We start from the raw sequence: 26,769 nt of genomic DNA, 5'->3' as shown, positions 1-26,769 counted from the left end.
GTGGGTTGGCCTCGGCGTCCTGGCGATGCGCTTCGCCTGCAACCCCACCCAAGGGGCCGTCGTGGCGTCCGCTCTTCGCTATTACGCAGGCCCGCAACACTTCTGCCTATTTCGCGGCATGTGCTCCGCGTGGGTGCCGGGATCCGTGCTGGGTAGCCCGATTCGGGAGATCCAGCCTTCTCTTCCGACTGGGTCTTGGCCTCACCGGGCTTCCGTGCTTTCCTTTGTACTCCGTGACCAGCGTCACATCAAGGGCTGAATCCCGGCGATTCCCGATCGTTACGGCCGCCGGCCAGCTACTACACCGCGTAGCTTCCACGGTCAGAATTTGCGGTGCGTACTCAGAGTGCGAAGCGGCGCAGCAGCGAGTACGTCAGTGCGCCTGCCGCCAGCGCGCTCATCCCCACCACGGCGGTGGTGGCGACCGCGGCGCCCGACGGCGCGGGCAGCCGGTCGCGCAGGGACACCGGCCGGGTGAACGTCAGCACCGGCCAGCTGCGGCCGGCGGCCTCCCGGCGCAGCGCACGGTCGGGGTTGACCACCGCCGGGTGGCCGACCGCCTCCAGCATCGGCACGTCGGTCGCCGAGTCGGAGTAGGCATAGCAGTGCTCGAGCGCGTACCCCTCGCGGGCGGCGAGCGCCTTGATCGCCTCGACCTTGCCCTCGCCGTAGCAGTAGAAGGCGATTTCGCCGGTGTAGCGGCCGTCCTCGACCACCATCCGGGTGGCCATCGCGTGGGTCGCGCCGAGCGCCCGCGCGATGGGCGCGACGATCTCCTCCCCGGACGCGGACACCACGACCACGTCGCGGCCACACAGTTTGTGGTCGGCGATGAGGTCGGCGGCCTCGGCGAAGACCAGCGGGTCGACGATGTCGTGCAATGTCTCGCCGACGATCGTCTTGATCTGCTCGACGTCCCAGCCGGCGCACATGGTGGTGAGGAACGAGCGCATCCGGTCCATCTGCTCGTGGTCCGCACCGGACATCATGAACAGGAACTGGGCGTAGGTGGACTTGAGCGCGGCGCGCCGGTTGATCAGACCTTGATCGAAGAAAGGTTTGCTGAACGCGAGCGTCGAGGACTTCGCGATCACGGTCTTGTCCAGATCGAAGAAGGCTGCGGTGCGCACCGGCCGGTCGCTTTCGGGCTCGGCCCGCGCTGCCGTCGCCGGCGCTGCGGACCGCTCGGATGCGGTCACGTCGCCAGCATAAAGGGCCGACCGCGTCACTATTCGGATGAGTATGTGAATTGGCAGCTCAAGACAGCTGACTGTGACTGCAAATTTTCCTCCTAACTGGTTGTTTCCCCGGCAAGCACTACTTGCCATCCTCGGCAGATCCGTGTGTATAGTGAGGATTACTCGGCTTATGCCGGGTGTGTATCAGCCCGACCCCCCGGGGCTGATACACGACGACCTCCGCCTCCTCCCCCCCTGGCGGGGGTCGTCCCTTTTTCCGGTCCTTTCGCATTCAGGACAACTCCATTTTCGCCCCGCGGCGTACCGCGCGTGGATATCCGTGCCGCGCCGCGACAGGTGCCCGGCGTTGTCCACAGTTGCCAGTTCATCCACATTCGGTGCAACAGCAATGGCTGCGCCGTCGGCACGCGCCCGATGCTGGGAACCGTGACGACGACCACCGGGGTACTTGCGCTGCTGAGCGACCCGTCTCTGCGCGACGACGTCGACCGCGTCGCCGCCGCGGCCGGGGTGACGGTCGTGCACGCAGGCGAGCCGTCGGGCCGCAAGGCCTGGACCGCCGCGGCCGCCGTCCTGCTCGACACGCCGAGCGCCCTCCGCTGCGCGCAGCGCGCACTGCCACGCCGAGGCCGGGTCGTCCTGGTCGGGCGCGCCGAACCGCAGGCCGGCGACTGGCAGGCCGCCATCTCCGTCGGAGCGCAGCACGTGCTCACGCTGCCGGGGCAGGATCGGGCGCTGATCGCCGAACTCGCCGACGCCGCAGAATCGCGGCGCGGCGATGCCCGGCGCGGAACGGCGATCGCGGTGATGGCAGGCCGCGGCGGAGCCGGTGCGACGCTGTTCGCGGCGGCGCTGGCGCACGTCGCTCCGGACGCACTGCTCGTGGACGCCGATCCGTGGAGCGGCGGCATCGACATGGTGCTGGGCGGCGAGGCCGAACCGGGACTGCGGTGGTCGGACCTGTCACTCGAAGGCGGCAGGCTCAACTTCCAGGCGCTGCGCGAGGCGCTGCCGCACTCGAGCGGTGTCACCGTGCTGTCGAGCGGCCGCGCCGGCACCGAGATCGACGCCGCGGCGCTCGCGGCCGTGGTCGACGCGGGCTGCCGCGGTGGTGCGACCGTGATCTGCGACGTGCCACGCCGGCCCACCGCCGCCGTCGAGGCGGCGCTCGACGCCGCGGACCTGGTGGTGCTGATGGTCACCGCCGATGTGCGTGCCTGCGCTGCGGCGGCGGCCGTCGTGCCGTGGCTGACGGGCTTGAACCCGAACGTCGGCGCGGTGGTCCGCGGCCCGTCACCCGGCGGGCTGGCGCCGCGGGAGGTCGCGCGGGCCGCCGGCCTGCCGCTGCTCGCGGCGATGCGACCGCAGCCCGGTGTCGCCGAGCGCCTCGAACAGGGTGCGCTGCGGCTGTCCCGCCGGTCACCGCTGGCCGTCGCCGCGGGCCGGGTTCTCGCTGTGCTGCACCACCATCCGGCGGCGGAGGCGGCATGACGGCCTCCCTGCTCGACCGGGTCCGCGAGCGGCTCGCGACGGAGTCGGCCCCGCTGCACCCGAACGTGGTGGCCGCCGCCATTCGGGCGGAATCCGGCGGCGTGCTCGGCGACACCGAGGTGCTGCGGAACCTGCGGCTGCTGCAGACGGAGTTGACCGGTGCGGGCATCCTGGAGCCGCTGCTGTCCGCAGCGGGCACCACCGACGTGCTCGTCACCGCACCCGACGCGGTGTGGGTGGACGACGGGGAAGGGTTGCGGCGCAGCGCCGTCCACTTCCCCGACGACGCGGCGGTGCGCCGGCTCGCGCAGCGGCTGGCACTGGCCGCGGGCCGACGGCTCGACGAGGCGCAGCCGTGGGTCGACGGTCAGCTGTCGGGGGTGGGCGCAGGCCGGTTCACCGTCCGGTTGCATGCCGTGCTGCCTCCGATCGCCGCCGGACGAACCTGCCTTTCGCTGCGGGTGCTGCGCCCGGCGACACAGGATCTCGCGGCGTTGACGGCTACCGGCACCATCGCAGCACCCGCCGCGGCACTGCTGCGCGACATCATCGACGCCCGGTTGGCGTTCCTGGTCTCCGGCGGCACCGGTGCCGGCAAGACCACGCTGCTGGCGGCGATGCTCGGCGCGGTCGCCGCGGGCGAGCGGATCGTCTGTGTCGAGGACGCCGCCGAACTCGCCCCGCGCCACCCGCATCTGGTGAACCTGGTGGCCCGGTGCGCGAACGTGGAGGGCATCGGCGAGGTCACGCTGCGCGACCTGGTCCGGCAGGCGCTGCGGATGCGGCCGGACCGGATCGTGGTCGGCGAGGTGCGCGGGGCGGAGGTCGTCGACCTGCTCGCGGCGCTGAACACCGGCCACGACGGCGGTGCGGGCACCGTGCACGCGAACAACCCGGCCGAGGTCCCGGCCCGGCTGGAGGCGCTCGGCGCACTCGGCGGGCTCGACCGGGCCGCGCTGCACAGTCAGCTGGCGGCGGCCGTGCAGGTGTTGTTGCACGTCGGACGTGACCGCTCCGGCGCCCGCCGGCTGACCGAGATCGCGGTCCTGCGATCCGCGGACGACGGCCGGGTCCGGGCGGAGACGGCGTGGCGGGCCGACTCCGGATTCGGTTGCGGCGTCGAGCGGTTGCGTCAGCTGATCGACGATCGCGGGCGATCGTGACGGCCGCCGCACTGGCGCTGGCGATGGCCGTGCTGATCGCCCCGGTGTCGCCGCGGCGCCGGATGGCGGCGCTGCGCGGGAGGCCGGGCGGGCCGCGGCGGCTTCGGCCGGTGTGGGGCCTCGCGTCGGCGGCGGTCGCCATGGCGCTGCTGGCCCCGGCTGCCGTGGCGGTCGCGGGTGTGATCGTGGGAGGCACTGTGGCGATCCGGCGTCGCGGGCGCGGTGCCCGGCGCCGGCGGTCCGCCGAATCGGCTGCGCTGCAGGCGGCGCTCGACGTGCTCGCCGGTGAACTGCGGGCCGGTGCCCACCCCGTCGCCGCATTCGGCGTCGCGGCCGCCGAGGCCGACGAGGCAGTGGCGCCGGCGCTCCGGGCGGTGGCGGCCCGGGCCCGCCTCGGCGCCGACGTGGCGGCGGGACTGCACAGCGTCGCAGCCCGGTCGTCGCTGCCGGGGCACTGGGACCGCGTCGCGGTGAGCTGGCGCCTGGCGCAGACACACGGTCTGGCCATCGCCACCCTGATGCGGGCGGCGCAGCGTGATGTCGCTGAGCGGCAGCGGTTCTCGGCACGCGTGAACGCGGGGATGGCGGGCGCGCGCACCACCGCGACGATGCTGGCCTGTCTGCCCGTGCTCGGCATCGGCCTCGGCCAGCTGATCGGCGCCGAGCCCATTCGCTTCCTGCTGTCCGGTGGGCCGGGTGGCTGGCTGCTGGTGGTCGGGGTGTCGCTGGGCTGCGCGGGTCTGCTGTGGTCGGACCGCATCACCGCGGGGGTCGTCGCGTGAGCTGGGCGGCGATACTGCTGGCGGTCGCCGTGTTGATCGCCGCCGATCCGCTGCGGGTGCGCGCCCGCGCGGGCGTGGCGGCGCCGCCGATGACACGGCGCCGCTGCGCGCCGGCCGCCGAGTCCGATCCCCTGGCCGCGGCCTCGAGCTTCGACGTGCTCGCGGCGTGCCTGTCGTCGGGCATGGCGGTGTCCACCGCGGCGGCGGCCACCGCGCCGACCGCGCCACCCGCCCTGGCGGCTGTCCTCTCCCGCGCGTCGGATCTGCTGGCGCTCGGCGCCGATCCCGCGACGGCGTGGTCGCACACCGGTCCGGAGCCCGACCCGCACACCAAGGCGCTGTTGCGACTGGCGCGACGGTCGGCGTCGTCGGGCGCCGCGCTGGCGCAGGGCGTCGCCGAGCTGGCCGTCGAGTCCCGCAGCGCCGCGGCCGACGCCGCGGGCGCGGCGGCCGAGCGCGCCGCCGTGCTCATCGCGGCGCCGCTCGGGCTGTGTTACCTGCCGGCCTTCCTGTGCTTGGGCATCGTGCCCGTCGTCGCCGGACTGGCCGGCGACGTCCTGCAGACAGGCGTGCTGTGACGACGGCGGTGCGTGGACCGGCCACGGATGCCGATGATGATCGAAGAAGGGAAACCGATGCTGGACAACATGATCCGCGACCTAAGGCTACGGCTGACGCTGTTGGTGGTCGACGACGACGGGATGTCGACGGTCGAGTACGCCATCGGCACGATCGCCGCCGCGGCGTTCGGGGCGATCCTCTACACGGTGGTCACCGGCGACTCCATCGTCAGCGCGCTGACCAACATCATCAGCCGTGCCCTGAACACGAACGTGTAGCCGGCCGGTGCCGTGGCGAGGGGGGTGCGGTCACCGTGGAGGCGGCGTTCGCCGTCGCGGCAGTGGTCACGGTCCTGGTGTTGTGTGCGGCGGGAGTGTCCGCGGTGGCGATGCAGGTGCGCTGCCTCGACGCCGCACGCGAGGCGGCGCGGCTGGTGGCCCGCGGTGACGACCGGTCGGCGTCGGAGATCGCCCGCCGCATCGGGCCCGACGGGGCCGGCGTCGAGGTGCGCCGCGACGGCGACCTGGTGGTCGCGCGGGTCACCGCGCGGCCGGCGCTGCTGCCGGGCATCACGATCGCTGCCGAGGCGGTCTCTGCGGTCGAACCCGGCGGGGTCTGACGACGGGTCGGCGAGTCTGGTGGCGGCCGTCGCGATCGCGGTGCTGATCGCCGCCACCTGCGCGGCGCTGTACGTCGGCGCGGCGGTGATCGCGCGCCACCGCGCCCAGGCCGCCGCGGACCTCGCCGCGCTCGCGGCCGCGGGCAGGATGCCTGCGGGCACCGACGCGGCGTGCGTCACCGCGTCGCACATCGCGGCGGCGATGGACACGACGGTGACGGACTGCGCGGTGCACGGCCTCGACGTGCTGGTCACCGTCGACGCCGCGGTGGCGCTGGGCGCATGGCGGGTCGGACCGGCGCGGGCGGTCGCGCGCGCCGGCGCCGTCGATCAGTCGGGAGGCGGCTGAGCCGCCGTTTCCTCGGAGTCGGCCCGCCGCAACGCAATCAGACCGGCGAACGTCCCCGGTTCGAGTTCGATCCGGTTGATGGTCATCTGCACCGGCGCCCACTCGCCGTCGGCGGCCTTCAGTCGCAGCACCGCGACGGTGGTGCCGGTGCTGAACTCCCGCGTCATCCGCTCCATGTGCGCCGCATCGTCGGGATGCACCTCGCTGGTGCGCCAGTCGTAGAAGTCTGCGGGCTCGTCGAGCCACTTGAGCAGCTTCCACGAGTCCAGGTCGACCAGCGCCCGGTGCACGCCGGGTTGGGCCAGGCCGTCGAGGATCCGCTGCGCCAGATAGTCCGGCGGGGTCACCGCGCTGTCTCGCTCGCCGCGCCAGTTCATCGCCCTGCAGATCAGCCGCTCCTTGCCGTCCTCGCCGTCCTCGAGCACCGCGCGCGCGGCGAAGCCGACCGTGATCTGTTCGCCGCGGAAGTCGGTGACGTCCCATGTGCTGCACAGCGTCCGGCCGGGCTCGGGTTTGATCGCCAGCGAGAGCACCTTCGTCTCGTCGGCGTTGAGGTCGCGCATCGGAAGGTCCTCGGCGAACGCGCGGTTGTGGAGGTCCTCGTTGTCGGCGTCGCGGCCACTGTTGATCAGCGACTGCCGGGTGTCCGTGGCGACCCCGCTGGACAGGTCCCACGTCAACGGCCCGGGCAGCGGCCGCTCCGGGGGTTCCTCGTCGGGCGGTCCGATCCACACGTGCACACCGTGGATCCGTCCGTCGGACATCTGCACCACCTCGGTGCGGATCACGCGGTCGTGTTTGGGAGTGATGCTGCTCAAGCCCTTGCCGACCCGGACCGTCTCACCGATGGCGCTCTGCACCGCCATCAGGTGCGGATTCCGTCGTAGAAACGCGCTGATCGGCACCAGATTCTTCGTCTGGCGGCCACGAGCGACCACAACGGGCTCGTTGCCCAGGGTCTCCACGAGCAGCCAGTCGTGGCTCATGGCTGTGATTTTAGCCAGGGGCGCCCGCCGGCCGGCGCGCAGCAACCTTCGACGGAATCCGTCGTCAGTCGACAGCTGTCAGCTTGCGGACGCCGTCAGACCGCGCCGAATGAGTTGCACGCATATACGGGGACAAGGTATTTTTCGTCTGCGCCCGGCTTCCGGGGCTTGGAACGGATCGCGTTGTCCGACCGTTCATCGCAGCGTCTGTGTGACCGGCACGCCCGGGACACCGCCATTCGCCTTGACCCGTGGAGTCGACCGTCGAGGGGTCGGTCGTCACCACGCCGTCAGCGATCAGAGCGCCTCGCGGATTCCCCCCGACCGGCTGCCAACTCCTCGAGCACCAGACGCAGCACGCGCACCGCCCCCGACTTGTCCAGCGGATCGTTGCCGTTTCCGCACTTCGGCGACTGCACGCACGACGGACAACCCTGCGGACACTCACACGCCTCGATCGCCGACGCCGTCGCACCCCACCACGTCGCGAGCCGGCGGAACCCGCGGTCGGCGAAGCCCGCGCCACCGGGATAGCCGTCGTAGACGAAGATCGCAGGCAGCCCGTCGACCGGTCCCACCGCCGTCGACACCCCGCCGATGTCGCCGCGGTCGCAGCTGGCCACCAGCGGCAGCAGCCCGATCGCCGCGTGTTCGGCCGCGTGCAGTGAACCAGGCATCCGGAGCATCTCGATCCCGCTGCGCTGCAACGCTTCCGGGGTGATGGTGCACATCACTGCCATGGTGTCCAGCGACCGTGTCGGCATGTCGAGCTCGACGAAGTCGATCACCTCACCGGTGAGCCGCCGCCGCAGATACCCGACGACGGTGTTGCTCACGCACACCGGAACCAGGCCGACGGTCACGGGGCCGAACGACTGCCGCTCACCGGCGCCGGTGACCGTGATGTCGGTCAATTCCCGGGCGAAGGTGGTGTATCCGGGGTCCTCGGCGTGCACGAACGCCACACCGTCCTCGAAGTCCAGCGAGTCGACGACGAAACTCTCGCCCTGGTGCAGGTACACCGCGCCCGGATGCACCGTCGCCGGCGCCCGTCCCGCGTCCGCACTGCCCAGCATCCGGCCCGTGCCGGCCTCCAGGATCGCGATCTGGCCGCCGGAGGACCCGCGGATGTCGACCGCCGGGTGCGGGTCGATGCCGGGCACGGGGAAGTAGCCCGCGGGCCGGCGGCGCAGCAGCCCGTCGTCGACGAGCTCGGCCGCCACCGCCTCGGCGTTCCACATCCGCACCTCGGCGTCGGTCAGCGGCAGTTCGGTCGCCGCGCACAACAGCTGCGGACCGAGCACGAACGGGTTGGCCGGGTCGATCACCACCCGCTCGATCGGCTTGTCTAGCAACGCCTCCGGGTGGTGGACCAGATAGGTGTCCAGCGGGTCGTCGCGCGCGACCAGCACGATCAGCGCACCCTGACCGCGCCGCCCGGACCGCCCGGCCTGCTGCCAGAACGACGTGACGGTGCCGGGGAAACCCGCGAGCACCACCGCGTCGAGGCCGGCGATGTCGACGCCGAGTTCGAGGGCGTTGGTGGTGGCCATGCCGCGCAGTTCGCCCTCGGCCAGTTGCCGCTCCAGTTCGCGCCGGTCCTCCGACAGGTAGCCCGCGCGGTACGAGGCCACCAGCCCGGCCAGCTCGGGTGCGACATCCTCCAGCCGGGCGCGGGCGGCGAGTGCGGTGAGTTCCGCGCCGCGCCGCGACCGTACGAAGGTCAGCGTGCGAGCGCCCTCGGCGATCAGGTCGGCCATCACCCTGGCCGCCTCGGCGCCTGCGGCACGCCGCACCGGGGCGCCGTTCTCCCCGACGAGGTCGGTGCGCAGCGCGGGCTCCCACAGCGCCACCGTGCGGGCGCCGTGCGGTGAGCCGTCGTCGGTCACCTCGGTGACCGTCTCCCCGATGAGCTCGGCGGCGGTGGCGGCCGGGGCGGCGGTGGTGGCGCTGGCGAAGATGACGGTCGGGCTGGCGTGGTACCGGGTGCACAGCCGGAGCAGCCTGCGCAGCACCATCGCCACGTTGGAGCCGAAGATGCCGCGGTAGTAGTGGCATTCGTCGACCACGATGAACCGCAGGTGACGCAGGAACACCGCCCAGCGGGCATGGTTGCGCAGCAGCGAGAGATGGATCATGTCGGGATTGGAGAAGATCCACCGCGAGCGTTCCCGCGCGAAGCGGCGCACCTCGGTCGGGCTGTCCCCGTCGTAGGACGACGGCGCCACGTCCCGCAGGGCGGGCACTGCGTCGGTGAGCGCCTGCGCGGTGCGCAACTGGTCGTGGCCCAGCGCCTTGGTCGGCGACAGGTACAGCGCCCTGGCCCGGCGGTCCACGGCCATCGTCGACAGGATCGGCAATTGGTAGGCCAGCGACTTGCCCGACGCGGTGCCGGTGCTGAGCACGACGTGCCGCCCGCCGTGGGCGAGATCGGCGGCCGCCGCCTGATGCGACCACGGCGCGGTGATGCCGCGGTCGACGAACGCCTTGACGACGTCCGGCTCGGCCCACGACGGCCAGGCCTCGGGCCTGCCCCGGCGCGGCGGCAGATCCGCGACATGGCGCAGCGGGTGCTCGTCGGGATCGGTGCCCGCCACCGCGCAGGCGAGCAGTTCGCGGCCGAAGTCCGACCCCCGATCCGCCACTGCCGACCCTCCTCGGACACCCCTGTGACAACCCGTCTGATACCGGCCGTCAGCCATCAGTTGAATTGTTCCCCACGGAACTGCGCCGGGACTGTTGCGGCTGGCCAGAAACGTGATTGACTGATGGCGGTCGCAGCTTCTGTGTTCGTGTTCCAACACTCGCAGGATCGACGTTGCGATCGCGGTTCCTGCGAGGTTGTGAGTCGGGTCAAGTTCCGACGACTCCACGAGGTATGGCGGTCGGAACGGGCCCGGTGCGCCGGAAGTCGGCGGGCCGCACCCGGTAGAAGAGAAGGAAAGTACGAGAGATGCCACAGGGAACTGTGAAGTGGTTCAACGCGGAGAAGGGCTTCGGCTTTATCGCTCCCGAGGACGGCTCCGCCGATGTCTTTGTCCACTACACGGAGATCCAGGGTTCGGGCTTCCGCACGCTGGAAGAGAACCAGAAGGTCGAGTTCGAGGTCGGCCAGAGCCCCAAGGGGCCTCAGGCGACCGGCGTTCGCGCAGTCTGATCACCATTTGAGAAACACCCCTCGGTGCGTCCGTCAGCGGACTGCCGGGGGGTTTTCTCGTCCTGGCGGCCCGGCGCGCGCATCGGCGGCACCCGACTGCCTTACTGTCGATGCGTGAGCCAGCTGTCGTTCTTCTCGGCAGAGTCGGTGCCGCCGGCCGTCGCCGACCTGACCGGCTTGCTGGCCGCGCCGGGGCAGGTCGTGCTGTCCGGTGCCGCAGGCAGCCAGGCTGCGCGGCTGTCGATCGTCGTGGACCGGCCGTGGCGGGCCGAGGCGCTGGCCGCCATGATCGACGACGTCGGGCTGACCTCCGAGATCGCCCGCACCGACGAGGACAACCCGCTGGTGCGCACGGCGCGCGACGCCCGGCTGGTCGCCATTGCCGCCGAATGGACCCGTGGCGCCGTCAAGACGGTCCCGCCGCAGTGGCTGCCCGGCCCACGGGAGCTTCGGGCCTGGACACTGGCCTCAGGCACCCCGGAGGACGACCGCTATCTGCTCGGCCTCGATCCGCACGCGCCGGACACCCACACGGCGCTGGCGGCGGCCATGATGCGCGTCGGCATCGCACCCACTCTGATCGGCACGCGCGGTGCCCGGCCGGCCCTGCGAATCAGTGGCCGCCGGAGGCTGTCGCGCCTGGTAGAGAACGTGGGGGAACCTCCGGACGACGCCGAGGCGTTGTCACAATGGCCTCACCTCTGACGGCTTGCGACAAGTAGGTCAGTTTGCGTCGGCAGGCCCGGGGTGCGAAATTGTCAGTTGCCTGGCAAGCCGGTGAGCGGTTTCGGCGTGGTCAGGCAACTCAAGAAGTGGAGCGTGCGCACAGTTGGCTGACCGGGACCGCGGCAGCGGAGGCAACGGATCGATTCGACGACTCGTCATCGTCGAGTCGCCGACCAAGGCGCGCAAGATAGCCGGGTATCTCGGCTCCAATTACATCGTCGAATCATCCCGCGGGCACATCCGTGACCTGCCCCGGGCGGCCGCTGACGTGCCCGCCAAGTACAAGTCGGAGCCATGGGCACGCCTCGGGGTCAACGTCGACGCGGACTTCGAACCGCTCTACATCGTCAGCCCGGACAAGAAGGGCACGGTCACCGAGCTCAAGGGCCTGCTGAAGGACGTCGACGAGCTTTATCTCGCGACGGACGGCGACCGCGAGGGCGAGGCCATCGCCTGGCACCTGCTCGAGACGCTCAAGCCGCGCATCCCGGTCAAGCGGATGGTGTTCCACGAGATCACCGAACCGGCGATCCGCGCGGCTGCCGAAAGCCCACGTGACCTGGACATCGACCTGGTCGACGCGCAGGAGACCCGGCGCATCCTCGACCGCCTCTACGGCTACGAGGTCAGCCCCGTGCTGTGGAAGAAGGTGGCCCCGAAGCTGTCCGCCGGGCGGGTGCAGTCGGTGGCGACGCGCATCATCGTCCAGCGCGAACGCGAGCGGATGGCCTTCCGCAGCGCCGGCTACTGGGACGTCACCGCCGAACTGGACGCCAGCGTGTCCGACCCGCAGGCGTCCCCGCCGCGGTTCACCGCGAAGCTCAATTCGGTCGACGGCCGCCGGGTGGCCACCGGCCGCGATTTCGACTCATTGGGCCAGGTCCGCAAGCCCGACGAGGTGCGGGTGCTCGATCAGGCCGCGGCAGGCGCACTGGCGACCGGCCTACGGGGCGCCCAGATGGCCGTCACGTCGGTGGAGCAGAAGCCGTACACCCGCAAGCCGTATCCGCCGTTCATGACCTCCACGTTGCAGCAGGAGGCCGGCCGCAAGCTCCGGTTCTCCTCGGAACGCACGATGAGCATCGCGCAGCGGTTGTACGAGAACGGCTACATCACCTACATGCGCACCGACTCGACGACGCTGTCGGCCAGCGCTGTGGAAGCCGCGCGCAACCAGGCCCGCCAGCTCTACGGCGAGGAGTACGTCCACCCGACCCCGCGGCAGTACACCCGCAAGGTGAAGAACGCGCAGGAGGCCCACGAGGCGATCCGGCCGGCCGGCGACGTGTTCCAGACGCCGGGTCAGCTGCACGCCGCGCTCGACACCGACGAGTTCCGGCTCTATGAACTGATCTGGCAGCGCACGGTCGCCTCGCAGATGGCCGACGCCCGCGGCACCACGCTGAGCCTGCGCATCGGTGGCCAGGCGTCCTCCGGCGAGCAGGTCGTGTTCAGCGCCAGCGGTCGCACCATCACGTTCGCCGGCTTCCTGAAGGCCTACGTCGAGAGCCTCGACGAGCAGGCCGGCGGCGAGGCCGACGACGCCGAGAGCAGGCTTCCGAACCTGACCCAGGGCCAGCGGGTCGACGCCGCGGACCTCACCGCCGACGGACACCAGACCAGCCCGCCGGCCCGGTACACCGAGGCGTCGCTGATCAAGGCGCTCGAGGACCTCGGCATCGGCAGGCCCTCGACGTACTCGTCGATCATCAAGACCATCCAGGACCGCGGCTACGTCCACAAGAAGGGCAGCGCGCTGGTGCCGTCCTGGGTGGCGTTCGCGGTGATCGGCCTGCTGGAGCAGCATTTCGGCCGCCTCGTCGACTACGGCTTCACCGCGGCGATGGAGGACGAACTCGACGAGATCGCCGCGGGCCATGAGCGGCGCACCAACTGGCTGAGCAACTTCTACTTCGGTGGCGACCACGGCGTCGAGGACTCGATCGCGCGCTCCGGTGGCCTGAAGAAGCTCGTCGGCGGCAACCTCGAGGAGATCGACGCCCGAGTCGTCAACTCCATCAAGCTGTTCGACGACGATCAAGGAATCCCGATCAACGTCCGGGTCGGCCGCAACGGGCCGTACTTGGAGCGAATGATCCCCGATCCGGACAACCCGGGCGAGCTCAAGCCGCAGCGGGCCAACCTGAAGGACGAGCTCACCCCCGACGAGCTGACGCTGGAGCTCGCCGAGAAGCTGTTCTCCACACCGCAGGAGGGCCGCTCGCTGGGCATCGACCCGGAGACCGGTCACGAGATCGTCGCCAAGGACGGGCGCTACGGCCCGTATGTCACCGAGGTGCTGCCCGAACCGCCCGAGGAGCCCGACGCGGGGTCGACGGCGAAGAAGGGCAAGAAGCCGACCGGGCCCAAGCCGCGGACGGGTTCGCTGTTGCGCACCATGGACATCGAGACGGTCACCCTCGAGGATGCGCTGCGACTGCTGTCGCTGCCCCGCGTCGTCGGTGTCGACCCGGCGACCAACGAGGAGATCACCGCGCAGAACGGCCGATACGGGCCATACCTGAAGCGCGGCACCGACTCCCGCTCGCTGGCCAACGAAGAGCAGATGTTCACCATCACCCTCGACGAGGCGCTCAAGATCTACGCCGAGCCGAAACGCCGGGGCAGGCAGGCCGCCGCCGCGCCACCGCTGCGCGAACTCGGCAACGACGCGGCGTCGGGTAATCCGATGGTGATCAAGGACGGCCGGTTCGGCCCCTACGTCACCGACGGCGAGACCAACGCGAGCCTGCGCAAGGGTGACGACGTGCTGTCGATCACCGACGAGCGGGCATCCGAACTGCTCGCCGACCGACGGGCCCGCGGCCCGGTGAAGAAGGTCGCGAAGAAGACCGCCAAGAAGGCGCCCGCGAAGAAGAAGGCTCCGGCAAAGAAGGCCGCCAAGCGCAGCTGAGGTGTCCGGCTATTCGAACGGGGTCAGCCGGCCCAGCTCGGCGCGCGACCGGATGCCGAGCTTGCGGTAGATCCGGGCGAGGTTGGCCTCTACCGTCTTCGGGCTGATGAACAACGCCGCGGCGACCTCACGGTTGGTCATGCCGGTGGCGGCAAGTTCGGCCACTCGGCGCTCGGACGGCGTCAGACCGCCCGTGCGCTGCGGCGCCACGTTGGCGCGACCCAGCTCCGCCCGGGCGCGGTCCGCCCACAGCGGGACCCCGAGCTGCTCGAAGGCGGCCAGCGCCTCCTTGATGGTGGCGGCCGCGGCGTCCTTGTGGCGGCGCCTGCGGTGCAGCTGGCCGAGCAGCAGCTGGGTGCGGGCACGTTCGAACGGCATGGCGACGCGATCGTGGTGGGCCATCGCGACTTCGGCGCTGCGGGCCGCCTCGTCGACGTCTCCGCGGGCGGCCAGCAGCATGGCGCGGCACCGGGCGCCAACCGCCGACATCCACGGCCGGTCGAGCCGACTCCCGTTGTGCTCCAACAGGGTTGTCAGCCGCTGCGCGTGGTCGAGTTCGCCGAGGCCGATCATCGCCTCGACCGCGTCGGGGATGAACGTGGCGCCGATGACCTCGGTGGCGTTCGGCGCCATCTCCGGCATGACGAGCAGCGGCGTGACGGCGTCGAGCGCGGCCCGGTGGTTGCCGAGCGACACCTCGAGGAAGCCGACGGCCGTGACCGGCCACTCCATCAGCCGGGTCGACCCGCACCGCCGGCCCGCGGCCAGCGCCTCACGGGCGTCGGCCCGCGCGTCGTCGGCGCGGCCCGCATAGGCGGCGAGCAACGCCCGGGTGGTCAACGCCACCGACAGTGGCAGGTCGGTGCCCAGCTGCAGCGCCCGCTCCATGAAGTCCTCCGCGATCAGCGCCGCCGTCGAGAGGTCACCGGCCCAGACCTCGGCCATCACCTGATGGAAGGCGACGAAGATCAGCTCGCTCTCCTCGCCACGCTCGAGGCACTGCCTGCGGATGGCGGCGAGCTCCCTGCGTGACTCGTCGAGATGGCCGATCCAGGCCTGCAGCAGTGCGTACTGGGCGCGCGGACGGAACGCGACCGGTGTGTGCGCCTCGCTGTCCTCGAGATCGAGCGCGCGGGCCATGGCCTGCTCGTCGTAGCCGTCGCCCCGCATGAATCCCAGCACGACGTTCATGCTCAGTGCCTGGCTCAGCAGGTGGTCGTCGCCGAGCAGGGTCGCTTCGTCGATCGCCGACCTGGCGCGGCCGATGGCGTCGTCCATCCGGCCGGAGTTGACCAGCGCGAAGCTCAGCGTGATGAGCATCGGCACCCTCGCGGCCAGGTTGTCGCGCGCTTCGGCGACGGCCCGCTCGAGCAGCGCGGCCGACTCGACGAAGCTGTCGGCGAACAGCAGCACGATGCCGAGCATGCGCAGTGCCTCGGCGCGCACCTCGCCCGGTGCGGTCTGCGCGACGGCCTGCTCGAGGGCGGCGCGGGCCCTCACGTTGTCACCGGCACTGAAATGCATTGTCGCCGAGCGCACGCGGCGCGTCGGGGTGTCGCCGCCCAGGCCGATGGCGAGGTCGGTGAACTCCGCGGCGGCCGCGGGTGCGCCGCGATTGCGAGCTGACTCGGCGGCTTCGTCGAGCGCCTGCAGGGTGTGCTCGTCGACCACGGTGGCGCCCAATGCGAGATGACGGGCGCGCAGTTCGGTCTGGTCGACGATGCCGGCCAACCGCCGGTGCATCGCACGTCGCCGGCCGGGCGCGGCCTCGGTGTAGACGCCGTGCGACAGCAGGGGATGAGCGAACCGCAGTGTCAGTCCGTCGATCTCGATCAGTCCCTTGCTCTCCGCCTCCTGCATCAGGTCCACGACGGCGGCCGGACCGCAGCCGACGGCGCGCGCCACCGTCTCGACGGTGGGGGAGGCCAGACACGCTGCGGCGAGCAGACATTCGTGCAGAGTCGGGTCGAGATCGCCGAGCCGGCCACGGACCAATTCCGACAGGGTGGTGGGCAGATGGGCGCCGGCGCCCGCGCCGCCGCTCATGGCACGGGCGAGTTCGATGGCGAAGAACGGGTTACCGCCCGAGATGTCCCTGATCCGGGCCATCATCGGCCTGGGGAACGACCGGCCGAGGCGGTCGGACAACACGGCGTGTAGACCGCCGAGGCTCAACGGCCGGACGGCGACGCGCCGCACCGCGTCGGGGGTGGGCAGCGCAAGCCAGTCGATGGCGGCGCTGCCATCGGGGCCGGTGCGGACGGTGAGCAGCATGCGGGTCCGGGCGGGCAGCCTGCGCGCCACGAATCCCACGACATGCGCGCTGGACGGATCGAGCCACTGCGCGTCGTCGATGACCAGCAGCAGCGGCCCGCGGTCGGCGAGGACCTCGACGAGGGTGAGGAAGCCGGCGGCCACCGCTCGCTGATCGGTGGCCGGACCCACGGCGTCGTCCCAGAGCATCACTCGGTCCACCGCGTGCCGCTGCGCCGGCGGCAGCTGATCCCACGCCGACGGGTCCACGTCACCCAGCAGGTCGGTCAGCGCGGCATAGGCGAGCACCGACTCCGCCTGAGCCGGATGAGCCACCAGCACTTGATAACCCAGACCGCGGGCCTGCTCCACCGCCGCGATCAGCAGGGTGCTCTTGCCGATCCCGGCGTCGCCCTCGAGCACCAGGGCGCCGGCATCGCGTCGCGTCGAGTTCAGGAACTCGTCGACGGCGGCGGTCTCAGCGATCCGCGATGCCATCCCGGTGGGCACCGACTGAGAATCGCAGCAAACCGGACCGCTGTCCACCTAGAGCGGCGTGGTCAGCGGGAGATCTCCGAGCGCGCCTCGCTCGGTGACACCAGGTTCACCGGCCGGGCCAGCTGGGTGGGCGCCGAACGCCCACGGAGTTCGACGATCTCGCCGACGTCCCAGCACAGCGCCTCGGCGTCGAGGGCGCCGCTGACGGCGATCGAGGACGCCAGCACGTGACCCCGCTCGAGCTTGGCCAGCTCGGTCAGCCGGGCCGCCTCGTTGACCGGATCGCCGATGACGGTGTACTCGAAGCGGGCCTGCGCGCCGATGTGGCCGGCGATCGCCCGTCCGGCCGACACCCCGATGCCGAATTCGGTCTGGCCGAGCACCTGGATGAGCTCGTCGTGCAGTTCGCGCGACGCCGCGAGCGCCGCGCCGCAGGCGTCGGGATGTTCGATCGGCGCGCCGAAAATGGCCAGGGCGGCGTCACCCTGGAACTTGTTGACGAAGCCGCCGTGCCGGTTGACGGCGTCCACCACGACGCGGAAGAAGTCGTTGAGCAGGTTCACCACCTCGGAGGCGGGGATGGTCGACGCCAGCTGTGTCGATCCGACGAGGTCGACGAACAGCACCGCGACATCGCGTTCCTGCCCGCCGAGTTCGGTGCCGCGTTCCAGGGCGCGGCGCGCCACGTCCTCGCCGACGTAGCGGCCGAACAGGTCACGCAGGCGTTGCCGTTCGGACAGGTCGCGGACCATGTCGTTGAAGCCGGCCTGCAGCAGGCCCAGCTCGCTGGCGTCGTAGATCTGCATGTGGGCGTTGTAGTTTCCGCGCTGCACCTCGCCGAGCGCCCACCGGAGCTGGCGCAGCGGGTCGGCGATCGACATGGCCACCAGCACCGTGCCGGCCAGGCCGATCAGCAGGGCGGCAATGGCCATCAGCAGCAGCGGCATGGTGAGTCGATCGGCGGGCGCCGTCAGCACCTGGAACTGGCTGGCCACCAGCGCCAGCACGATGGCCAGCAGCGGCACGCCGGTGGACAGCACCCAGGTGAGCACCTGGCGCAGGATGACGCCGGGGGCCCGGAAGTTGGCCGGGACGCCGCCGCGCAGTGCCGCGACCGCGACCGGCCGCAGCACCCGTTCGGACTGCAGGTAGCCGATGATCGCGGTGGCGGTGGCGCCGAGGCCGGAGGCGACGGCCACCACCGGTGCGGCGTGGCTGGCGACCGGCCAGCTGGCGACGATGAAGACGATCGAGCCCAGGCACCAGTTGGTGACGCTGATGAGCGAGCGGTAGAACGGCATCCGCAGGGCGCGGGTGCGGGCCAGCGCGGTGATCGTCGGGTCGCCGTCGGCGAGCAGGGTGTCGCGGCGCTGCCAGCGGATGACGGGCAGCAGCAGCCGCAGGCTGAGGTAGGCGCCGACGGTGAAGGCGACGAACAGGTAGCCCAGGAAGATCGCCAAATTGAAGGCGGGCAGGTCCTGCAGCTGGACCCGGTCCTCCGGCGGCAGGCCGAACCGCAGGAAGCCCAGCACGAACAGCGCGCCGATGATGTCGGACTGCAGCATGCCCAGGGAGAACACCGGCCACGGAGTGCGCGCCACCCACTGGACGAATGCGGTGATTCGCCCGATCGGTAGCGCGCCTGCAGTCACGTGATTACCGTATCGGGCCGCGGCGACGCCGTGCGCCGGTGTGAGCGACCCGTGTCGGCCTGACCACTACTGTTGGCCGCGATGAGCGGTGTTTTCTCCCGATTGGTGGGCCAGCACGCCGTGGAGGCGGAGCTGGTGGCGGCGGCGCGGGCCGCTCGCGGTGACGCGGCTCACTCGGCGGCCGCGATCGGGACCATGACACATGCGTGGCTGATGACGGGCCCACCGGGTTCGGGCCGGTCGGTGGCGGCACTGTGCTTCGCTGCGGCGCTGCAGTGCACGTCAGACGGTGTTCCGGGCTGCGGCGAGTGCCGGGCCTGCTCGACGACGATGGCCGGCACGCACGCCGACGTGCGGCGCATCATCCCCGAGGGCCTGTCGATCGGCGTGGACGAGATGCGCAACATCGTGCAGATCGCTTCGCGGCGGCCCGGGACGGGGCGCTGGCAGATCGTGGTGATCGAGGACGCCGACCGGCTGACCGAGGGTGCGGCGAATGCGCTGCTCAAGGTGGTCGAGGAGCCGCCGCCGTCGACGGTGTTCCTGCTGTGCGCGCCGTCGGTGGATCCGGAGGACATCGCGGTGACGTTGCGGTCGCGGTGCCGGCATGTCGCGCTGGTGACCCCGCCGGTGGAGGCGATCGCGCAGGTCCTGGTGGACCGCGACGGGTTGTCGGAGGCCGACGCGCAGTGGGCGGCGTCGGTGAGCGGCGGTCATGTCGGGCGGGCGCGGCGGCTGGCCACCGACACCGATGCGCGCGAGCGCAGGCAGCGGGCGTTGGGGTTGGCGCGGGACGCGGCGACACCGTCGCGGGCGTACGCGGCGGCCGAGGAGCTGGTGGCGACGGCCGAGGCCGAGGCGCGGGCGATGACCGAGGGACGCAACGAGGCCGAGACCGAGGAGCTGCGGACGGCGCTGGGCGCGGGCGGCACCGGCAAGGGCACCGCGGGCGCTTTGAGGGGCGCCACGGGGGCGATCCGCGACCTGGAGAAACGGCAGAAGTCGCGGCAGACGCGGGCGTCGCGGGATGCGCTGGACCGGGCGCTGATCGACCTGGCCACCTACTTCCGGGACGCGCTGCTGGTGTCCTCAGGGGTCAGCGGCGTGGCACCGAATCACCCCGACATGGCCGACAAGGTGGCGTCGATGGCCGAGCACGTGCCGCCCGACCGGCTGCTGCGGTGCATCGAGGCGGTGCTCGAGTGCCGCGAGGCGCTGGCGATCAACGTGAAGCCGAAATTCGCGGTCGACGCGATGGTGGCCACCGTCGGCCAGGCGCTGCGCGGCTGACCCGGGCGCTTTTGGCGGCCGGTGGTGGCTGCCGCTAGACTCGTCCCGCTTGGTTCGCCGGGCACGCCGCCTTAGCTCAGTCGGTAGAGCGATTCACTCGTAATGAATAGGTCAGGAGTTCGATTCTCCTAGGCGGCTCTCTCTTTGGTCACGTGGTTCACGCCGAGTGCACGCTTGTTTGCAGGTGCTCTCGGCGTTTGCGTTCAACTTCCGTACGTTCGCGCCAGGAAATCCCGGACCAGAGGCACGACCTCGTCGAGGTGGGTCTCGAGTAGCCAGTGACCGCCGCCGAGCAGGTGCAGCGGGGCGTCGGGCAGGTCGCGGTGATAGGCGCGGGCGGACTTCTCGGGCATGTAGCCGTCGTGCGGCCCCCAGACGATGAGTGTCGGCGGCTGGTGCTCGCGCAGGTAGGCCTGTTCGTCGGGGAACCACTGCAGGGTGTTGGGCTGGTCTTCGAGTAGGCGGATGAGGTTGGCGATGCGCTCGGGGGTGTTCATCAGCGACCAGTGCAGGGTCCACAGGTCGGGGCTGATACGGCCGGCGACGTCGTCGGGCAGCTCGCCGCGGAACTCGGACTCGAAACCTCTGAGCGTCACGTGGTCGGCGATCTTGCGGCGGGACTGCGGGCCGGGGTTGTTCCAGGACTCCTTGAGGAAGTCGTACTTGGGCCCGAAGGCGTCCTCGTAGATGTCGCCGTTCTGGATGATCAGGCCTGCGACGTTGTCGGGTTTGGCCAGCGCGAGCTGGAAGCCGAACTGCGAGCCGTAGTCGTGCAGCCAGATGACGTAGCGGTCGAGTTCGAGTGTCTCGACGAAGCGCTGCAGGAACTGCGCGTAGGCGGCGAAGGTGTAGCCGAAGTCGTCGGCCGAAGGTGTTGCGCTGTAGCCGAAGCCGGGAAGGTCGGGCGCGACGAGGCGGTAGGTGTCGCCCAGGGCGGCCATCAGGTTGCGGTAGACGTACGACGACGCGGGATAGCCGTGGGGGAGCAGCACGACGGGCGCGTCGGCGGGCCCGGCCTGGCGGTAGAAGGTGTCGATGCCGTCGACGGCCGTGCGGTGGTGGGTGATTGGTGACGTCACTTTTCTGCAACACCTCGGGGGCGAGTGTTATTGCGGGGATGGTTTCGACCTACCTCAGGATAGGAGCGTTTCGTTCCCGGAGAAAATCGGTGCATCGGGTCCCCTCCTCTAGCCGATAAGCTGCTGGTCAGATTCGAGAGGAAGTCGCGGTGGGCGCTCTGGACGCATTTGAGTCGACGTGGTCGAAGGCTCGGCAGAATTTCGGCGAAGGTACTCCTACGGACGGTAGTCAGTTCGACCAGAGCAACGCGTTGCGGGAGTCGCAGGCGAGCACACAGTCCGCCAAGCCGGGATCGCAGTGGACCGGCACTGCCTCGGACGCGTACTCAGCGGCCAACGACAAGCAGGCTCAAGCGCTCGGCCGATACGCCGAGCTCGACCAGCGGTTGAAGAGCGAGATCGACCGATCCGCTGCCGTGGTCAATGTCGGACGCGAGAACCTCGACGCCGTTCGGCAGTGGGTTTACGACGCGGCATCGTCGCTTCCCCCCTCTGCCAACAAAGACCAATTGATGTACCAGATCGTCAGCCAAGGTTCCGGTCAGATCGCGGAGATCATCCAACAGTCCAACGGCGACATGAATGAGATTTCCGCTCGACTGACGGCGCTCGGAACTGAGTGGCAAGCGGCCGGCGGGCAAGGCGAGTTGCCCGAGGGGACACCCGAGGATGGGGAGGAGATCCCCGAGGACATCGCGGCGCAGGCTGAGGCCGACGTTCAGGCCGCGCTGAGCGGCGACCAAGCGGCGGCCGAACGTGTGCAGCTTGTGTTCAACGGCATCTCTGATCCACAGCTTGCGGGCACCGAGCCACTCGACGCCACTGAGCAGGCTTACTTGAGTCAGATGCAGGCCCAGCAGCACGGGATGTCGGTCGACGATCTGCAGACAGCGGAGAACAACGGCATCAAGGGTCTGCTCTCCGATTCCTGGCAGCTGATGAGCAATCCGAAGCTGCAGTACCCGCAGACCCCGTACGAGGTCAATGCCCTTCAGAGCGACAAGATGACACAGGGCGGTTTCGACAAACTTCCCCAGAGCATGCAGTCCGCCATCACGTCGGGCGGTATCGAGAACTCAGGCGAGATCGCGAAGATTGCCGACATGGTCAACAACGGCAATCCGCACTTCCAGACCAATACGGATCTCGATCGCGGTCTGGTGCACAAGGTGTCGGACATGATGGCCTCACCGGACTGGCGTGAGAACGCAAGTCACTTTAGCCACGATGCCGTTCAACAGGCAGCCGCCGATACTCTCGAGGCGGTGTCGCACGACCACCAGGTGTTGCACGATGCGCTGACGGGCAAAGTCGAGGACGGCAACCAATACCGCGAACAGTTCAAGGTCAACAATCACGACTTCATGTACAACCTGACTCACGAAGAGTGGAACGACAACGGCGCGGCGGCGGCGTCTGTATTCGACTGGACCGAGCAAGCCGCAGTGCCCGGTAGCGGTGAAGAGGAGATCGCGGGTGCGGCGGCTCATGCCTACGCCGACTTCATCGGTAACCCCGAGATGCGCGAGGACCTGTTGCACCTGAAGGGCGACACGATGCCCGGTCTAGCGGGCGAGCATACGCTGGGTGCAGTCAATCCACTGCTGGTCCAGGGTATGTCAACTGGCCTAACGCCGTACGTGACCGATCTGGCGGGTCTGTCCGGTGACAATCCGTTCTTCGAACCCATCGACACGGTCGGCTCCCAGCAGGATGGAACCATGCCTGGGGCGAAAGGTGTGTTTGCGGTGCTCAACACAGACGACATCGCCGGCCAGACAATAAACGCAGAGGCCTACGAACAGGCAGTGCTGCGCGAAGCGGCATTCGCGCAGGACCCGAAAGCCGCAGGCGCCGAGGGGCATCTGTTCTCGTCGGCGACATTGCGCGGCTTGGTCGATGTCGGTGTTCACGAGGCGTTCCAATCCGCCGCGGAGAACGACTACAAGATTGCACAGACCGAATACGATTGGAAGAAGGCCGGTTACAGCCTTGGCGTGGACGCTGCCTCGACCGCCGGCGGTTTCGTTCCGGGTGTCGGCCAGGTTGCCGGGCCAGTCATCGGACAGGTCGGCAACGCAATGGAAAGTCAGCTTCTCGGTGAAGCTCCCGATGCGCCCGTCGAGAATCCGCTCACGGACATGACGACCGTCAACTCGGGCGAGTACATTCTCAATGCAATGCTTGCCGCCGGTCAAACTCCCGAACTGCCGCAGGGATACATCAACGATAAAGACCCGAATCACCGGTTCATCGAGCAACCTGCCGGAGTCGGCAGCGATGAGTACTACAGGGCGGTCGTCGGAGCTGTCACCCAGGCGACTGGTCCGTCGGAAACCGGAATCGCGCCGACAGAGACCTACTCAGATAGATACGACAACGTCACGGATGATCCAGATCCTCCGCCTCCACCGGGGCAGGGATAGCGTGACACGCTCACGCGCCATGAAGGTGATCACGACGGTGTGGATCGCCTGCGCCCTCCTTCTGACAAGTTGCACACCTGACGAGCAGGGTCGGAGCGTAGCGGCCTCGCCGCCGGCGGGTTGGCCACCCGAGCTAAACGAGCTGACCTTTGTATGGGATGCCGAGAAGGACATTGATCTGACTGCCGGTGCGGCAGTGGTGGCCCGTGCCTACACGGAGTCGTACTACCTCGCCTATCTGACCGGGAATCAGAAGTATCTCTATCCCGGGTTTTCGGAGTCGGTCGATGCGGAAAACAGGCAACTATGGCCTGCGTCCGATAAGACGCGGACATGGGTCGGCACAGCCCGCCACCACATCATCGGGATCACTCGCGCTGACCGGAACGTCACGGCGACCGCCTGCGCATACTTGTACGGCACGGGTGAATTCGTCGCTGAAGGTGCGGGTTATGCGGCCAACGTCGGCGGGAACCCCGAGGCGAGCACGGGGATCTACCCTCTGCGGATCTCATTGCGTGCTCCAGAGGATGCGGGCGAACCGTTACCCCCACAGGCAGGGACGGGCCGCACGCCGCAGGAGGATGTGTTCGACGGGTGGCGTGTCACCGGCTTTCAATTCGAGTACCTGGCCAAGCCCTCCCGCTGGGAGGGTTATGCCCGCGACCTGCAAGTCTGTCGAGACGCGGGTGATAAGGTCACGAACCGCAGCTTCACACCGATGGGCAGGTACCCGCGGTCGGACTTCCCGACATTACCCGCCGCGCCGGGCTGGCCCCTTCCCGCCGACCGGTCTTAGCTCCCGTACCCCCGGCTACCTCGGTGCCACGAATCCGACGGGCCCGGGGGAGATGCACACCGACAGCGCCGCGGTGTTCGCCCGCACCTCGATCGCGTCGCCGGCACCGGGCAGCCGCACGAACACCCGGTTCAATCCGGGCCGCACCGGCACCCTGGCCTCGCGTCCCTCCGGCAGCGACATCGTCAACGACCCGTCGCTGTTGGCGAGGTAGTTGATCTCCGCGGTCCAGTCCGCCGGCAGCAGCGGCCCGTCCAGCGGGATGCGCACCGGGGCGTCGGGCTGCACCAGGTATCCGCACTGCGGTTCCGGCCCGGGCCGGATCGCCCGCACCCACGTCACCAGCGCGTCGACCACCCGTCCCGTCCGGTCCAGCATCCGCAAGTCCGTTGCGGCGTCGGCGAACTCGGGACGGTCCCGAACCAGCGCGAACATGTGGCTGGCCAGGTTCTCCGGCCACGCCACCCGCTGCAGGATCAGCGGATCGACCTCCTGGTCCAGCATCGTCTCGCCCGGACCCACCGCCGCGAGGCCCGACCTGGCGTTCGCCACATACGCCGGCACCGGGCTGTCACGCCACACCGTGAGGAACGTCGCCGTCGAATACAGGCTGCTGCCAACGAAAGCCGCCACCGCGCCGACCACCACCACCGACCGCATCCGCGACGCGTCCAGCCACGCCGACACCCGGTTCGGCGCACACAGCGCCACCGCCATCAGCATCGCCAGCACCACCACCAGGTCCGGGAAGTACCGCAGCGTCTGCGCCAGTTCCAGCGCCGTGAACTGCGACGAACGCATCAGGTAGATCGGCACCTGGCACGCGACGGCGTAACCGGCCGCCACCAACCAGACCGGTCCGATCCGCTTTTTGCGCGCCAGCGACACCGACACCACTGTGGCCAGCGCCACCCAGCCCAGCACCATCACCGCCACCGGGGGCGTCCCCCACGGCGACGCGGGCGCCCACCGCTGCCACTCCCACGGCCCGCCCACCAGGCCCGGCACGATGCCGTGAGTGATCGAGCGCACCAACAGGTCCCACGTCATCGCCAGGTCGGTACTCCACCGCTGCTGGTCGACCACCAGCACGTAGAGCGCGATCCACGCCGCCACCAGCGCCAGCGACGCGATCCACAACCGCTGTGCCCGTCGCCAGACCGCCGCTACCGGCTCGCCGCGCACATGCGCCAGCAGTGCCGTCACCGCGAACGCGACGAACGGGATCACCGCCGCCTTCTCGAAGAACAGCAGCCCGCCGAAGAACACCAGCACACCCGACACCGCGTAGCGCGCGCGTCCGGTACGCACCAGCAGCACCGCGTCGGCGCTCACCCAGGCCAGCGCCGCCAGCATCGGCAGCGAGTTCAGCGCCGCCGCCCACCATGCGAAGCCGGGCACCGCCAACGGTGTGAACAAGGCGAATGTCAACGGCAGCAACAACACCGGTCGCCAACCCAGGATCACGTGCAGCACCCGCAGCAGCGCCAGCGACGCCAGCGCCTGCAACACCACCAGGCTCAGTGCCGGTAACACCCAGCTCCACGGCGCCACTCGCGTGATCGCCCCGGACAGCAGGAACGCCGCGGGCATCACGTGCCCGTCGTGATCGTCGAACAGGAACGACGGCGACAGCAGCCCCGACGTCCCGGCCCGCCCGATCAGGATCAGGTCGTCCCAGTAGAAGTAGCCGCCGAACGCCAGCACTCCGCGGAGCACCAGGTGCACCGCGATCAGCGCGGCGGCCAGACGCGCGACCCGGTTCAGCCGGCCCACTCCGCACCCGGCGCGGCCGCCCGCGCCGCAAGGCTCGCCCGCCACGCCGACGACACCATGTCCTGCAGGGAGTGCCGCATCTGCCAGTCCAGGTCGCGGCGCGCCAGGTCACCGGTCGCGACGATGCGGGCCGGGTCGCCGGGACGCCGCGGCATGATGTCGGGTTCGAACTCGATGCCGGTCACCTCGCGGATCGCGGTCATGATCTCGCGCACCGAGGTGCCCGCCCCGCTGCCGAGGTTGTACACCGGTTCGACGGGCAGGCCGTCGGCCAGTCGCCGTGCCGCCGCGACGTGCGCCAGCGCCAGATCGGTGACGTGGATGTAGTCGCGGATGCAGGTGCCGTCGGGCGTCGGGTAGTCGTCGCCGTTGATCCGCGGGATGCGGCCCTGGTGCAGCATCTCGAACACGACGGGGAACAGGTTGTGCGGGCTGGCGTCGTAGAGCGCGTCGGAACCCGACCCCACCACGTTGAAGTACCTCAGGCTGGTGTGCCGCAGGCCGGTGGCCCGGCCGAGGTCGCGCAGGATCCACTCGCCGATCAGCTTCGTCTCGCCGTAGGGCGACTCCGGCCGGGTCGGCGTCTGCTCGTCGACGACGTCGGTGTCCGGCGTGCCGATGGTCGCCGCGCTCGACGAGAACACCACCTTGTCCACGCCCGCACTGTCGGCGGCCTTGAGCAGCGTCACCATCGCCGACACGTTCTGCTCGTAGGTGTGCAGCGGACGCGTCACCGACACCCCGGCGTACTTAAAGCCCGCGATGTGGATCACCCCGCTGACCTCGTGGCGGCTCAGCGTGTCGAACACCAGGTCCTCGTCGAGGAGATTGCCGCGCACGAACGGCACCGCGTCGGGCACGAAGTGCTCGATTCCGGAGGAGAGATCGTCGATGACCACCACCGGCATGTCGGCGTCCAGCAGCGCGTGCACGACGTGCGAGCCGATGTATCCGGCCCCACCCGTCACCAGCCAGGTCATCGGCCCTCCTTCTTCCGTCGATCGGTCGGGCGCCAGGATATCCGGCAGAAAAGATTGCAAGTGCTCACT

General features: G+C 69.9%; 21 protein-coding genes and 1 tRNA gene. 14 read left to right on the top strand and 8 right to left on the bottom strand.

The genetic code is table 11. From position 1 onward, the window contains the following. Window positions 1-341: 341 nt before the first annotated feature. Window positions 342-1,130, bottom strand: a complete 789-nt coding sequence (locus O6P37_RS05460) for an HAD-IB family hydrolase (protein WP_408633114.1) — start codon at window positions 1,128-1,130, stop codon at window positions 342-344. Between the two features lie 495 nt (window positions 1,131-1,625). Between O6P37_RS05460 and ssd the strand changes: the two genes are divergently transcribed. From ssd to O6P37_RS05425, 7 genes are read left to right on the top strand one after another with little or no spacing between them, the layout of a single operon-like run. Further along, the gene (ssd, locus tag O6P37_RS05455; protein WP_269893069.1) at window positions 1,626-2,690 is read left to right on the top strand and encodes a septum site-determining protein Ssd; all 1,065 of its coding nucleotides are present in this window, start codon (window positions 1,626-1,628) and stop codon (window positions 2,688-2,690) included. Next, window positions 2,687-3,853, top strand: a complete 1,167-nt coding sequence (locus O6P37_RS05450; RefSeq protein ID WP_269893068.1) for a TadA family conjugal transfer-associated ATPase — start codon at window positions 2,687-2,689, stop codon at window positions 3,851-3,853. The genes ssd and O6P37_RS05450 overlap by 4 nt, the downstream gene beginning before the upstream one ends. Before the next feature lie 23 nt (window positions 3,854-3,876). Then, window positions 3,877-4,635, top strand: a complete 759-nt coding sequence (locus tag O6P37_RS05445; protein WP_269893179.1) for a type II secretion system F family protein — start codon at window positions 3,877-3,879, stop codon at window positions 4,633-4,635. After that, the gene (locus O6P37_RS05440; protein WP_269893067.1) at window positions 4,632-5,213 is read left to right on the top strand and encodes a type II secretion system F family protein; all 582 of its coding nucleotides are present in this window, start codon (window positions 4,632-4,634) and stop codon (window positions 5,211-5,213) included. The genes O6P37_RS05445 and O6P37_RS05440 overlap by 4 nt, the downstream gene beginning before the upstream one ends. 57 nt (window positions 5,214-5,270) lie before the next feature. Beyond that, window positions 5,271-5,474 carry a DUF4244 domain-containing protein gene (locus O6P37_RS05435; protein ID WP_269893066.1) on the top strand — a complete coding sequence of 68 codons (204 nt, stop codon included), beginning with the start codon at window positions 5,271-5,273 and terminating at the stop codon, window positions 5,472-5,474. A 35-nt stretch (window positions 5,475-5,509) separates the two neighbouring features. Next, window positions 5,510-5,815 (top strand): TadE family type IV pilus minor pilin, encoded by a 306-nt coding sequence (locus O6P37_RS05430; protein ID WP_269893065.1) that lies wholly within the window; start codon window positions 5,510-5,512, stop codon window positions 5,813-5,815. A gap of 19 nt (window positions 5,816-5,834) precedes the next feature. After that, complete coding sequence (locus tag O6P37_RS05425; RefSeq protein ID WP_269893064.1) at window positions 5,835-6,164, top strand: Rv3654c family TadE-like protein; 330 nt, start codon at window positions 5,835-5,837, stop codon at window positions 6,162-6,164. On the opposite strand, the gene O6P37_RS05420 is transcribed toward O6P37_RS05425, so the two are convergent. Continuing rightward, complete coding sequence (locus tag O6P37_RS05420; RefSeq protein WP_269893063.1) at window positions 6,146-7,150, bottom strand: PAS domain-containing protein; 1,005 nt, start codon at window positions 7,148-7,150, stop codon at window positions 6,146-6,148. The genes O6P37_RS05425 and O6P37_RS05420 overlap by 19 nt on opposite strands. A gap of 290 nt (window positions 7,151-7,440) precedes the next feature. Further along, entirely contained in the window at window positions 7,441-9,795 is a 2,355-nt protein-coding gene (locus O6P37_RS05415) for a DEAD/DEAH box helicase (RefSeq protein ID WP_269893062.1), read from the bottom strand. Between the two features lie 308 nt (window positions 9,796-10,103). Here O6P37_RS05415 and O6P37_RS05410 point away from each other — a divergent pair, with 308 nt between their 5' ends. From O6P37_RS05410 to topA, 3 genes are all read left to right on the top strand, one after another. Beyond that, window positions 10,104-10,307: a cold-shock protein gene (locus O6P37_RS05410; RefSeq protein WP_006243848.1), complete on the top strand. Its 204-nt coding sequence runs from the start codon at window positions 10,104-10,106 to the stop codon at window positions 10,305-10,307. A 114-nt stretch (window positions 10,308-10,421) separates the two neighbouring features. After that, on the top strand, window positions 10,422-11,012 hold the full coding sequence (locus O6P37_RS05405; protein ID WP_269893061.1) for a hypothetical protein: 591 nt from the start codon (window positions 10,422-10,424) through the stop codon (window positions 11,010-11,012). Between the two features lie 124 nt (window positions 11,013-11,136). After that, complete coding sequence (gene topA, locus O6P37_RS05400) at window positions 11,137-13,947, top strand: type I DNA topoisomerase (RefSeq protein WP_269893060.1); 2,811 nt, start codon at window positions 11,137-11,139, stop codon at window positions 13,945-13,947. Between the two features lie 9 nt (window positions 13,948-13,956). Here topA and O6P37_RS05395 read toward each other — a convergent pair whose 3' ends face one another. Together O6P37_RS05395 and O6P37_RS05390 are read right to left on the bottom strand one after the other, a co-directional pair. Next, window positions 13,957-16,710: a helix-turn-helix transcriptional regulator gene (locus O6P37_RS05395; RefSeq protein ID WP_269893059.1), complete on the bottom strand. Its 2,754-nt coding sequence runs from the start codon at window positions 16,708-16,710 to the stop codon at window positions 13,957-13,959. A gap of 50 nt (window positions 16,711-16,760) precedes the next feature. Next, a complete protein-coding gene (locus O6P37_RS05390) occupies window positions 16,761-18,350 on the bottom strand; it encodes an adenylate/guanylate cyclase domain-containing protein (RefSeq protein ID WP_264014976.1) in 1,590 nt (529 codons plus the stop codon). Between the two features lie 81 nt (window positions 18,351-18,431). Between O6P37_RS05390 and O6P37_RS05385 the strand changes: the two genes are divergently transcribed. Further along, a complete protein-coding gene (locus O6P37_RS05385) occupies window positions 18,432-19,640 on the top strand; it encodes a DNA polymerase III subunit delta' (RefSeq protein WP_269893058.1) in 1,209 nt (402 codons plus the stop codon). 65 nt (window positions 19,641-19,705) lie between these two features. Beyond that, window positions 19,706-19,778: transfer RNA gene (locus O6P37_RS05380), tRNA-Thr, on the top strand. Between the two features lie 65 nt (window positions 19,779-19,843). Here the strand turns inward: O6P37_RS05380 and O6P37_RS05375 are convergent. Continuing rightward, a complete protein-coding gene (locus O6P37_RS05375) occupies window positions 19,844-20,719 on the bottom strand; it encodes an alpha/beta fold hydrolase (RefSeq protein WP_269893057.1) in 876 nt (291 codons plus the stop codon). Window positions 20,720-20,868: 149 nt separating this feature from the next. On the opposite strand from O6P37_RS05375, the gene O6P37_RS05370 reads away from it, so the two are divergent. Both O6P37_RS05370 and O6P37_RS05365 read left to right on the top strand, forming a co-directional pair. Next, entirely contained in the window at window positions 20,869-23,145 is a 2,277-nt protein-coding gene (locus tag O6P37_RS05370; protein ID WP_269893056.1) for a TPR repeat region-containing protein, read from the top strand. Between the two features lie 19 nt (window positions 23,146-23,164). Then, complete coding sequence (locus tag O6P37_RS05365; RefSeq protein WP_269893055.1) at window positions 23,165-23,944, top strand: hypothetical protein; 780 nt, start codon at window positions 23,165-23,167, stop codon at window positions 23,942-23,944. A 15-nt stretch (window positions 23,945-23,959) separates the two neighbouring features. On the opposite strand, the gene O6P37_RS05360 is transcribed toward O6P37_RS05365, so the two are convergent. Continuing rightward, window positions 23,960-25,711 carry a hypothetical protein gene (locus tag O6P37_RS05360; RefSeq protein WP_269893178.1) on the bottom strand — a complete coding sequence of 584 codons (1,752 nt, stop codon included), beginning with the start codon at window positions 25,709-25,711 and terminating at the stop codon, window positions 23,960-23,962. Then, the gene (gene galE, locus O6P37_RS05355) at window positions 25,708-26,700 is read right to left on the bottom strand and encodes a UDP-glucose 4-epimerase GalE (protein WP_269893054.1); all 993 of its coding nucleotides are present in this window, start codon (window positions 26,698-26,700) and stop codon (window positions 25,708-25,710) included. The genes O6P37_RS05360 and galE overlap by 4 nt, the downstream gene beginning before the upstream one ends. Window positions 26,701-26,769 lie beyond the last annotated feature (69 nt).

The organism is Mycobacterium hippophais, assembly GCF_027529605.1.
Taxonomy (GTDB): Bacteria; Actinomycetota; Actinomycetes; order Mycobacteriales; family Mycobacteriaceae; genus Mycobacterium; species Mycobacterium arseniciresistens.
This window is presented reverse-complemented; position numbering and strand designations above follow the sequence as displayed.